The sequence below is a fragment of the Rubinisphaera italica genome, from assembly GCF_007859715.1.
In the GTDB taxonomy this organism is placed as follows: Bacteria; Planctomycetota; Planctomycetia; order Planctomycetales; family Planctomycetaceae; genus Rubinisphaera; species Rubinisphaera italica.
Genome location: NZ_SJPG01000001.1, coordinates 6,464,974 through 6,477,239, shown reverse-complemented (window position 1 = coordinate 6,477,239; position 12,266 = coordinate 6,464,974). Strand labels below are relative to the sequence as shown.

At 55.1% G+C, this 12,266-nt stretch carries 7 protein-coding genes; all 7 read left to right on the top strand.

Annotated features, from left to right (window positions below):
• Nucleotides 1–36: 36 nt before the first annotated feature.
• Genes Pan54_RS24805 through Pan54_RS24775 form a run of 7 tightly spaced genes read left to right on the top strand, consistent with a single transcriptional unit; the run spans nt 37 to nt 12,239 of the window.
• Nucleotides 37–2,016 carry an HsdM family class I SAM-dependent methyltransferase gene (locus Pan54_RS24805; protein WP_165441971.1) on the top strand — a complete coding sequence of 660 codons (1,980 nt, stop codon included), beginning with the start codon at nt 37–39 and terminating at the stop codon, nt 2,014–2,016.
• The gene (locus Pan54_RS24800; RefSeq protein ID WP_146506119.1) at nt 2,013–3,464 is read left to right on the top strand and encodes a hypothetical protein; all 1,452 of its coding nucleotides are present in this window, start codon (nt 2,013–2,015) and stop codon (nt 3,462–3,464) included. The genes Pan54_RS24805 and Pan54_RS24800 overlap by 4 nt, the downstream gene beginning before the upstream one ends.
• Nucleotides 3,461–4,495 (top strand): hypothetical protein, encoded by a 1,035-nt coding sequence (locus tag Pan54_RS24795; protein ID WP_146506118.1) that lies wholly within the window; start codon nt 3,461–3,463, stop codon nt 4,493–4,495. Before Pan54_RS24800 ends, Pan54_RS24795 begins: the two co-directional genes overlap by 4 nt.
• A gap of 8 nt (nt 4,496–4,503) precedes the next feature.
• Entirely contained in the window at nt 4,504–8,541 is a 4,038-nt protein-coding gene (locus tag Pan54_RS24790) for a hypothetical protein (protein ID WP_146506117.1), read from the top strand.
• A 44-nt stretch (nt 8,542–8,585) separates the two neighbouring features.
• Complete coding sequence (locus tag Pan54_RS24785) at nt 8,586–9,416, top strand: hypothetical protein (RefSeq protein WP_146506116.1); 831 nt, start codon at nt 8,586–8,588, stop codon at nt 9,414–9,416.
• A complete protein-coding gene (locus Pan54_RS24780) occupies nt 9,413–10,549 on the top strand; it encodes a hypothetical protein (RefSeq protein WP_146506115.1) in 1,137 nt (378 codons plus the stop codon). Before Pan54_RS24785 ends, Pan54_RS24780 begins: the two co-directional genes overlap by 4 nt.
• A 1-nt stretch (nt 10,550) precedes the next feature.
• Nucleotides 10,551–12,239: a helicase HerA domain-containing protein gene (locus Pan54_RS24775; RefSeq protein WP_146506114.1), complete on the top strand. Its 1,689-nt coding sequence runs from the start codon at nt 10,551–10,553 to the stop codon at nt 12,237–12,239.
• Nucleotides 12,240–12,266 lie beyond the last annotated feature (27 nt).

Sequence of the window (12,266 nt, the reverse complement as noted above, 5' to 3'; positions counted from 1 at the left end):
ACTTGACCCGATAGAGATTTACCAACGGAGATGACTGTGGCAAAGAAGAAAGCCGCCAAGAAAAAGAAAACCGAAGCAACCGCTGACACGGTATTGGCTGCGGCGCGGGAGCGTCTGGCTGAGAAGGGTTACAGCGGTGGGACAGAGCATGAATTCCCGGATGGGAAGGGATGGCTGTTCCAGAGCAATGGCAGGCCGGAGCTGCTTTTGTGTGCCGTTGCGCCGGATGTGTCGATTGACGAACACCAAGGTCAGGTGGCGGTGCTGACCGGGTTGTCGGCGGTGGATGATGCGGCGGTGCCGTATGTGCATGTCACCAACGGCGAAAGCTCATCCACGTTTCATCTGACCGAAGACGGCGACCGGGCGATTCCTGAAGTGCCCAACGCTGAAGAGGCATCCAAGGCGGTTGGTCCTCGTGTTGGTGGCGAGATGGCCAAGGAGCTGGACACCTACACGATGATGATGGATCGGTTTAACCAGATTCATGAACACATCTATGGTGCCGGTGAGCACGTTTCGTCATCGAACGAAGCCATCGATGAATTGTGCAAGCTGATCTACCTTGTCGCCGTCCTGAACCATTATCAGGGCCAAGGCAAATCACTGCCGATCCCAAAGACCGGCAAAGAGCTGGCCGACATTCTTGATCCGGCTCGGTTTCAATCGAAGAAAGAAAAGGATCGGGAGCAGGCGGTGGAAGATGCTCGCGTGGCCTTTGAGCACTGCCGTGACTTGAAGGAATTCAACACCACAATTGACGGCAAGAAGCTGCGTATCTTCGAAGACCGGGCTTACCTGCGACTGGAAAAACCCGACACGTATGCCATGGCGTTGTCGGTGTTGATGTCACCACGGGATGACAAAACCAACGGTGTCACGTTGCGTCAGATTGGTGACGTGACTGGCCGCGCCTTAGAGGTCGTGCTGCGTCGTAAGTATGTCGGTCGTGGTGGCATGGGGGCGTATCTGACACCTCAACAGATCACCAAGTTTGTTGCGGAGATGGTGTTCGTTGATCTGAAGCGTGAAAAACGACTCGACGATCTGATTAAACGTGACGATCAGGACCGGCCAACCTTCCGGTTCTGCGACCCATTCATCGGCTCCGGTGGCTTCCTCTTGCAGCTGATGAACAAGACGACGCGCTACATCGAGTCACTGGTCACACTGGATGCCAAACGACGCGACAAGATCATTCATGACGTATTGAACTCGTGCTTTGTCGGTGCTGACCGAGCACCGGGTATGGTGATGAAAGCCCGGATCAATATGGCGGCCCATGGTGGCATCCATGCGCCAATTGGACGTGTACCGGACTCGCTGACATCACCCGAACTCGACGAGTGGATTGGGAAGATCGACGTGATCGCGACGAATCCGCCGTTCAAGAAGGATGGTATTACTCGCAAGAAACTGAAGGGTGACAAGCACGGTGAAGACGACCCGATTGGCGGCGAATCTGGTGCTGCGATCCTCGATGCCTTCTGTGAAGGAATTGAAGACGGAGTCATGAGCATCGATCCGAACAAGCGATGCCTTGGGGCGAAGCCGGATAAGAAAGGTGTATGGAAGCCGGTAAACAGCATGGACCCCGCAGTCTTGGCGATTGACCGTTGTCTTCAACTGCTGAAGCCGGGTGGCAAACTGTTGATCGTCGTACCAGACGGGATTCTCTGCAACAGCAGCTATCGCTACGTGCGTGAATACCTCATCGGCACGAAAGATGAGTCCACTGGCGAGTTCAGCGGCGGGAAGGCTGTTCTGAAGTCAGTTGTCAGCTTGCCGCAAGAAACGTTCGGTCTGAGCGGCGCTGGGGCGAAGACAAGCGTATTACACTTGGAGAAGAAACGCTCTCCAGCTGACCGGCAGAGTGCCGTTTTTATGGCTGTGGCAAATGAGGTCGGATTCACCGTCAGCAAAAAGGTTGAAATCCAGCTGGGCGAGACGAGAAACGACTTAAACAAGATCATTGCTGCTTACGAAAGCGGTCACGATTCAGAGGGGCAGCAATGACGGAATTGTCTCTGGACCAAAACCCGATCTGGGTGCCGAACGTTGAGATCGGCGCAAACCGTTTCGATGCTCTCTACTACGATCCAACCCTAACGGTGGCAGAACGGCATCTACGGGCGAAGGGTCCTCTCGGCTGGAAGCGGCTGCAGGACGTTGCGTCAGAGTTATACTCATTTGGCGCGTACGAACTGACAAACCAAATCCGGTTCGTAGAACGCGGACAAGACACGATTCCGTACCTAAACGTCACTGAGGTGAAGAACCCTTTTGTACATTTCGCTGGTGCGCGCCACATTGACCGTGCTTCTCATCGTCTGCTTGAGAAATCGGCCTGCTCTCCCGGAACCTTGCTGTTGGCAATGTCAGCTTCAATAGGTCGCGTCGGAATACTGCCCGCAACTGCTGGTGCGTGCAACTCCAATCAACATCTGGCAAAGGTTGTTATAGACGGTACCCAGCACGACCCGCATTTCCTCGCCATCTACTTTTCCAGCTCGGTCGGTAAGGCGTCTTGCGAACGCGAGGCAGCTGGAGCGGTTCAAAAGAGTCTCTACCTCTACAACATTGCAACGCTTCCGATTCCTGACCCGTCGCCATCGCTACGAACTGCGATTGGACACAAGGTAAGAGCTGCAGAGTTGCTCAATGCGAGAGCGGAGGTCGAAGCACGCCGTGCGGTTGAACAACTCGATACACTCTTTCCGAACCCCATGCATCGGGCGTTGAAGCCGAACGAAGATGGCAAGTGTGACTACTTCAGTGGATTCGTTGGAAACGGTGAACTCGGACTGTTTCATGGTGCGCAGTTTTTCGCCCCCAAGCGGAAGAACGCTATTGAGTTCGTTAGTACTAGCGGTGTCGGACGACGGATCGGGACTTGTGGATCACGAGTAAGGGAGAAAGGCAAGAGAACAAGCTCCCGAAAGCACCTCGACCCAGCGAATGTCTCTGGCGTCGATGGATATTGGACGACTGAGCCCGACGAAGACGGAGGTGATGTCGTGATTGCTGAGTCCAGTCAGGTGCTTTTCATGCGGATGCGGCCATATCTCAACAAAACGACAATCAACGACGGGAGTTCTGCTGTCAGCGGCTCTCCTGAATTCCTCGTGTATCAGTTTGCATCAAGTGACTCGTACTTCGCGGCGCTATGTCTCAGACAGCCGTGGGCGCTTTCACAAGTTGCGGAAATTGCAACCGGCGACCGACCGAGAGTTGATGGTGAATTTGTGGATGACGTGCTTGTTCCTTGGCCTTGTGATGAGCTGCGTCACGAGATCGGTGAGCACTACCGGTGCAGTTTTGTTCTTCGCAGACGAGCAGACACTTTGGTTGAGCAAGCCATCGAGGATGTCGAGAGACTGGTCCAAGGTATCCTCGACGAGACTGATACCATCCATGCCGGTACGGCATTGGCTGAGGAATTCGGTTTGGAGGTGCCCAAATGAAAACAAGGGGACATCAACAGATCGATGTTAGATCGCTTGAGGCTGTTCTCCCCCGGATCGGGACCGGCGGGATTGCGACTTGTACTCCCGCAGTTCGGGAATTCCTTTTGGAATCGCACTTTGCTGTAGATAGCCCGACTGATGAGAAAGTGCTCATCGGAACCAATGCTCTTTTTGCACTCGGCCCAACTCGTCACTCTCGGCACGCACTAAGACGTATGACAAGTGCGGAGCCGACATACCGGCGATACCTACTTCATACAGTGTTACTGGCAATCAAGACATTGGCTGACGATGAGTCGGTCGCCGACACTCTCGAACGGCTGGATCACTTGGGTATCGAATTGTTGGATGCTTTACTAGCTCCCGGACAACCTCCAATGCACCCGCTGGATGTACCCGTTTGGCAGGCACCGGATGCGATCACGCTACTCTCCAAAGTTGTTGAACAGCCCCTTGACATTGCGGTATTGCAGTCAGGCCCCGTCGTCCCAGTTGGCTTTAATTGGCTGGAATGGGATACGCCACCTGTGGCTCCCGCTCCAGCCCCTTGGGCTGATGTCGATCCGTTGACTAACCCACTACAAGCCGTGCGACATCCATTTTGGGGTGCGCTGATCGCCACACTTGACGCCTGCACTGGCGACTACGAATGGCAATCGTTGATTCTTCGAGGCGGTCGGATTCGCAGCCAGCATCGAACCATTGGCAAGGCTGAGCCGGTGATCGAATCACTCTGGCGAGAAGAGCTCGGTCTTTATCCCGTTCCGCCATTAGTTGTCCCGGAGGACATCCCCTTCGTGCCCGGAAAACCGCTCCACTGGCTTCAGCGATCTTTGGATCGGCTGGCCGACGCCGGAATCGCGACGGAATCGGAAGGGTCATGGCGGCTGACCGATCACTTCCGCACTGAGTTGATGAAAGATGACGAGCACATGATCGCATTCGAGGCTGTGCGACAGCGGTCGTATCGGCTGGCCACTTCAGCCGCAAGGATCACAGACATCCCCAGTGAGGTTGTCGCACAATGAGCAAATCCGTGACGAAGACAACAGTGACGAATCCATGGAATGAATACGGTGTGTCGTCCTATCCACCTCGTGCCCCGATGGTCGGACAGGAACAAGTGCATCGGCATCTGGATTCATCCCTGAAGAACTTTCAGCCCAACGATGGCAGCAGTGCTTGGTTCTGTGCTCTGACATCGACGTGGGGTGGTGGTAAGACTCGAACAGCCGACGAACTGGTGTCTCAAGTCACGGGCGAATCGGCCGGATGGATCGACCGCACAGGGACCGCGCTACCAGCCATCGTGAAGCCGGACTTCGAGGATGGGCTCGTTCCGGCGATGGTGTCTTACAAGTGGGTGATACAGAAGGTCGAAGAAGTCGGTCGCCGGTTGCCATTCACCGAGTGGATTCCTCGTGTGACACTGGCAGCGCTGATCGGATTAAAGGAGCGAGCCACACCACAGCTCAAGACGGTGATGGACCATCTGGAAACCTTCAAACAACCAGTGGCTAAGGCGATCCGGGAGTTGCCGGAGTTGAAAGACATCGCCCCCTCACCCCAACCCTCTCCCCAAGGGGCGAGGGAACAAGAGGTTGTGAATGGCATTGTCGATGTCATGAAGCAGCACGGACTGAATCGATTTCTGGTGATCGTGGAAGAAGTCGAAGACCCGTCCGAAATCCGTAACAAGCCCGGTGGTGTTCTGGGACAGGAAGCCTATCAGGAAATCAAGGACACGTATCTGGACGTGATCCCCGAAGTTCTGAAGAGTGACATCGAACGCCAGCGGTTTCCAAATGTCGGGTTCCTGTTGCTCTGCTCGCCCGCCGTTTACAGCACAATTGAAAAGATTCCGTCTCAGGCCCGGCGTCATTATTCAGTACCCATCGGCCGGAACACGGTTGCCGACCTGTGCGGGTATCTCGACCACCTGCGACAGAGCAAACCCGGAATCCCTGAATACAGCGAAGCTCTGATCCGAGCCGCCTATCTGGCGACCGACCGCAACATGGGCTGGATGAACGTGGTGATGTACAGCGTGCATCGCCCGTTTGTTGATGGTGAAACCGACCCCGTCTCACTGTTGCGACAATTTGCTGTGGCGGACCCGCGCGGCAAAGAAGTGTTCGTCGATCAGGGACTCGCACGCATCCCCGGCTCCGACACAAATTCAACGGCACAAAAGCTGTTGTACGGTCAGACGGCAATGTCCATCGACGGGTTGGATGAAGCCGAACGATCATCGTTGAAACAGATGAAGGTTGTGGATGCTGCCGCCACACCAGCGTTCACCGAACTTTATCCCTTGAGAGCCAGTTTGTCGGACTTGCTGGAGACAGCACAGGCCGAGCCCGGTGTGCAGGTCGTTTCCGGGGGTGGTGCTCAGGTTCACGCCGGAGACATGAAGATCGATCTGGCCCGACTGCTGCATGATCTGTCAGCCTATCAGTGTGACGATGCTGGCCGTGCTGTTTTGCCTCGTGACAAAGACCAGTTCGTTCTGCATCTGACAACATTGCACGGGATGTCTCAGACCGGGGCGGCGGCTCAATACCTCTATCCGGTGTTTCTGAGCCATCTGGCCGAAGCACCAACTCACTTCGGGCCATCGTTTGCCGCACTGCGTCAAATCGACCGGCGATTACGTCGCGAAGACATGCAGTCGCATCTGCTGGACGACGAAGAGGCTGAACGACAACTCAACGAAAACTTCGCGGGACTGTCGAGTGAAGAAAAGTTGCGGCGATTTACTCGCGGCTTCCTGAACCTGCTGGATGAATCACAGACCATCAAGGAAGACACGGCGGATGACGATGTCGTCGTGTCATCGGTCACGTTGGAGCGAACCGATCCATTGTTGCTGTCACAAAATGACAAAATCTGGATTGTCTGTGGTCATCATGGAGCGAGTGTTCGGGACGCCATGCTGAAACTGTGTGCCGACTCGCAACCGGTTCAGCCGATTCTGTTACTGCTCAGCGGCGATGATCCGAGTCAGCGTGAGTTGATTGAACAGTTTCTCGCCAACCGGATTGCAATTCGTGATCGTGTCGTCACGTTTCCATTGGCCGAAGTGGATGAACGGCTGCTGTTTCTGAAGTCAGAATCCCACGGCGATCTGACAAATCTGGCGACGAGTCTGTTGTATCGGCTGACGGAACGCATCAAGGAATCGTTAGCGGATCGGTTTCAGCAGTTGGTTGACGCTGGCATTGTCGTTCGACCGCTGTTTCGATTGAACAACTGGAAACCCTATGCCAGAGAGTTGGCGGAAGTCTGGTTGTTCTTGGCATCCGATGCTTCCAACGATCTGACAAAAGCGAGAGATACCTTTGGTGAGTCGTTCGTTGGAAATGCTCAGGTCGCGTTGAAGAGCAATGAGCCGACCGCCAAGAAACCCACGACAGAACTGGTGGACCATGATTCTGACCCACCATTGCCGCAGTGGCCACCGGCGCTGGCTCGCATTGTCAGTCTGCTGAAGGATGGAGCACGCAGCGCGGACTTTCTGGAACGTCGCTTCTTTGGTTCAGGCGACAAGCCACGGGCCATCGTGGAACAAATGTTGGAATGGCTGCAGAAGATCAGACTGGTGACCCGTGACACTCAGGACAACATGTTTCGCGTGCTGACACGTGGCGACATCGAGTCCGCCGTCGATACGGCTCAGTCATGGTATGACAACGATCTGAAGAACCTGCTGGAAGCCGTCAGTCGCTACACGGGAATTGTGGAGGAGCTGAACACCGACGGCGCTGACATGCGTGTCGGGATTCGGAATCTGACGCAACCAACGGAACTCTCCTGTTTTGAATCTCTGGGCAAAGAACTTTCCGATCCGGCAGATGGTCCGGTTGCGACTGATGAACATCGAAAGTCATTCGCCGCGCTGGCTGGGCATCTGAGTTTCCAACTGCGGCAGATGGCAACGGACCAAAGTGCCAAAGGAGCCGTGCTCGCTCAGAATGCTGGTCAACTTGAGGACCATCTGAAGAACAAAGACGTTCCGTTCCGGGACCGGGCGGACGGTCTTGGTGCGTTCGTGAAGGCCATCGAACAGCGAGTCGATGACCTGCATAGTGAGATCAATGCCGCCAAGGGCCAGTTCACCACAACATTGGATGATGAAGGGCTCCCGGCTGTCGTTTTTCAGACACCAGCCGATGGTCTACTTATTCTGACCCAACGTGACCAACAGCTTCAGCACACAACTAAAGGCGTACTGGCTAACGAGACGTTGATCTATCACCTCGTGAAACGGAATTTGAAGCAGGCCGAGAAGTGTGTGAATGAAGCCACGCGGCGACTGACCGAATTGAAGTCCGGCTGTGAAGGCTGGATCGCTGAGTGGAAGCAGTTCAAAGCCAGTGTCAGCGAGTTAGAGACCGAATGCCAAGGCTATGAGCAGCAGTGCGATGATCTCGATAAACAATCCGGCGATTCGGTTTATGTTCGGAATCATCTGAGGCATCTCAAAGCAACCATGGAACCGTTGCTTGAGGAAGCATCCGAATCACTCGAAGTTCTTCAGGATGTCGTGTCGGAAGACTATGCTGACAAAGTGAAGCAACAGGATGCCGGTGGCCGTCCGTTCGATGATGAGGGACAGGCAGTTCTGCTGAAGTCGGCTCGAAAGTTGATTCGAGAGTTCCGAGAGGGTGGTGGGAACTCGGCGGCGCGGTTGCGTGAACAGCTGGAACCACTTTCGGAGCAGAAGAGCATCTATGCCGGTGAATTGATGTCCGAACGAGGCACGCCGACCGATCCCGGATTGGGACTTCTTCGGTACGCCATGAATCGGCTCGATACGAATGCAACCAATGCTCACAACCGATTGGAGTCCGCAGGAACTCTCAGAGAGCTGGTTGAAGCCGCGTACAAGCTGCGCGAGGAATGGCGGACCACCGGGCCGGAAAAGATGGGTGATGCGGAGCTGTTTGGATTCTTTCTGAAGGTCATTGATGAAACGAATCTCGGTACGGAAGGAATCCCACCAGCCACCGACTGGGCCAAACTTGGAAAACTCAAAGACCAGAATCTCATTACATTGAAGTTGAAGGACTGATTGGGAATCCATCTCCCCAGACGAACGGGAGAAGTGAGATAGAAATGCCGAAAGCACAACCAACCATTCTGATTCGCTCCGAGGATGCCGAGCATCCCAAGCTGAGCCGATTACGTCGAGCCGTCAAAGTTGAAGTTGGCGATGCTAAGGCGGTTGATCGTCCATGGGTTGTTTGGGCGACGGGGCTGTCTCGTACATGGCTGATCGAAAAGCTGGATAAAGGCGGACAAGTGCTTGTGATGCCACCTTGGATGGATGGCGGATTTGCTGGCTTGCCGCCGTCGCGAGAAGTCAACGCTCCAGATCGTCCCTTGATGCTGGGTGACGAGTCGTACGCCGTCAGTGCGTCGGCGGGGATCGATCCTTCACCGGCATGGCAGGGACATGGTTACTTTTTCGAGTCGAAGGTCGCATGGCTGGTTTCACACGAACCGTTTGCCGGTGCTGGTCAGGCTTGGCTGTCCACTGCTGAGCTGCTGGTTGCCAGCCCATCGACTCGCCCACGCGATGCCAAGTTGCTGACGGCAGCAATCGTTGAGTGCCTGCAGGCCCGGTGTCGCGTTAAGACACCTCAGGCAACGAACAGCAATGCAGTACCAGTCGATGTTCCCACTGACTTTGCCGCCGAAGACGCTCCATACCTATTGGCAGCAGCCGGTTTGCCAGCGGATGTCGAGGTCGAAGCTGCGGCTCAGTTCATCAACCGCCGACTGAGCGTAGAACCGGATACTGCAAAGATCGAAAGAATCATGAAACACCCAACCGTGACGGCTGAATTGTCACAGCCCATCGGTCAGCGGGAGCAGCTTGCCAGAGTGATCGACAGTCTTGGCTTTCGCAGCTTTCGACTGGAGATCGAGGAGAACGCCGTATGAGTGACGACGGGCAAACACTGGCCCAATCGCTGGTTGCTCGAATGCAACTGGCCCAATTGGGAACGGCCAACACAGTCGCTCACAGCGTGCGTGTCGGTCGCGGCATCGCGGAGAAACTGAAGGACGGCGGAATGATCCGTCGTGTTTCGCCAAAGCCAAAGGAGACCTTGCGGCTGTCCGCCATCAGTGCGGTTGGCAAACGTGCCGAAGCCTTCGGCGGATACTTGTATCTTGTCGCCGCTGTTCGTCGTGACATGACCATCACCAACGGACAAGTTGCACATGGGACAACGGACTCGACTTGCGAGATCGACATCCTGCCGTATTGCGACGTTCGTCAGCGGATCGGACTGAAGCAGTTCACGATGATCTATCGTTTGCTGGACCGCATCCTGAAGGAATCGGACAGGCCAGACCTGTTAGTGATTGACCGAACGCTGCTGTTGCCAAAAGAGTTTGCCAACAGTGACGACCCGCAGGTTCAGGCGGAATTTCAACAGGTTGCCAAGAAAGGAAATGCGTTCTGGAAATCGATTCAGAATGAACTCTACCCGACCACACCCGGCGGATTGGTCGTCGTCGGGTATCCACAGGTAAAACGAGTCGATGAGCCGTTGTGGTCGATTGCTGACAATCGCTCCGACGCGCTCATCGACAACTTGGCTGTTGAGAGCATTCTGGACTCCATTGGTCGGGGTAAGCCATTGGATAATGCCGGGGCCTCGCGAATCATGGGATCGATCATCTGGCCCGAACAGCGGACGGCTGCGTTCACGTACTCCGGCCTGAAGATGGACAACCGAACTGAACCGGTTCATCTCCACAAAGAGATTGACATTGCGTCGTTTCATTATCGGTCTGGTCTGCGGACTCCACCGCATCAGGTGGAAGTGGCGGGTGGCCGTGCATGGACAACCGATGGTTTGGACCGATTGGCCGAAAAACTGATCGAGGCAAGTCCATTCGATCAGCCAGATGCCATCCTGCTGCCCATGTGGATGGCCCGGCAGGACATCAAACAATTGCAGGCCGACCATTTTTTGGAACAGTACCAACGCGACGTTTTTGAAATCCTGCGAAGCGGCGAGCTCGATAAGGCGTGGCTGCGGGGCTGGGAACCAGATGGAGTCTGATATGAGCGATACGAATTCAAACCGAGTGATCGGAAAACTGATTGGCAATACCGGCGACCCAATGAGGCTTCAGGTCGCACTCAAGGACAGTCACTCTGCACGGCGGGGTGAGTTTGTTCGAGTGATGCACCAAGAAAGCCGCGCGGACGATCCATTGCCAGTGCTTGGCCGGATCGTTTCCATCTCCCGGTCGAACATCCTGTTCAGCGAAGCCGCCGGTGAGGGGCTGGCAGACATCACACTGCTACCCGGAACCCGAGTGACTGGTGAAACGGTACGGGCGACCTTGGAACTGGTGGGCTACACCGATCCATCCAGCGGGCAGCCTCGCATTCCACGGCGGCCTCTTGATCCGGGATCGGAAGTGCTGGGCGTCGATTACGACTTCCTGCGTGAGTTCTACCGGTTCGATCCGGCCTGCAGTATTCATCTTGGCAATCTGGTTGGCTACGAACGTGGAGCCAACACCGTTCCGATCTTTCTGGATGTCAACAAGCTCGCCACAGAACACTTCGCTGTGCTGGCAATGACCGGTGCCGGAAAGTCGTTCACCGTCGGGCGAATCATCGAACGCATGGTCGCGCTGCACAATGCCACGGTTGTCGTCTTCGACCCACATGGTGAGTACGGAAACGCATTCAAGGCCGGAAAGGTCCAGTTCAGCGGTGCAGAGAACTCCGTCGAAGATGAACGAGACCGCAGTGATCTGAAGAAGATTCGGGACAACATCGAAACGCTCTGCACCAAGCAGGGCCGAGGAATTGTTGCCTATACGCCGGACATGCCGGAGTTTCATACCAAGTACGCCGGAAAGAATCACAAGCTGGCATTGGCTCTGGATCGTTTTGATCTCGATGAATTCAGTGCTGTTCTGCCCGGACTGACGGAACCACAACAACGAGTGCTTGATGCGGCTCTTCGCTATTGGACAAAGACGACTCAGGCACCACGGGCCGCTGATTCATTGCTTTCGATGCTGACAGATCGGCTCGATGACCTGAAGAACTGGGACGAACTCAGTTCGGCTGAGTCCAGTGCCCTGAATGCACGTTCTGCGGCGGTTGTCGCCATTAGGTTGCGAAGGCTCATCAACGATTCCAAGTCGTTCTATTCGACCGGCATGGACCAACCGCTGGACATCAAGAGTATCGTTGGCCGTCCGAGTGATACTGGCGGACGACTGGTGATTGTTGATCTTCAGGGAGTGAGCGATTCGGCCAAGCAGATCATCGTGGCGCTGATGTCGGCTGAGATTCTCAATGCCGCGCTGGATAAGTCAGATAAAACTCGTCCGACATTTCTGGTCTACGAGGAAGGGCACAATTTCGCCCCGGCAGGTTCTCCATCCCTCTCACGAAACATCATCAAACGCATTGCTTCCGAGGGGCGGAAGTTCGGCGTTGGTTTTGGGATTATCAGTCAGCGTCCAAGCCGTCTCGACCCCGATGTGACCAGTCAGTGCAACACGTTGATTGTGATGCGACTGAAGAACCCGGACGACCAGAAGTTCATCGTCAAAGCGTCCGACATGCTGAGCAGTCATGACATCGACGAACTGCCAGCTTTATCGACTGGCGAAGCGTTGGTGAGTGGTCGTTCAATTCCTGCTCCGCTCTTGGTGCGTGTCGGCGTCAAGGCGTTGATGCACGGCGGCGATTCTCCAGATGTGCTCAGCGAATGGAACCCATGAGCGAAACATTGACATCCAAGATAGAAA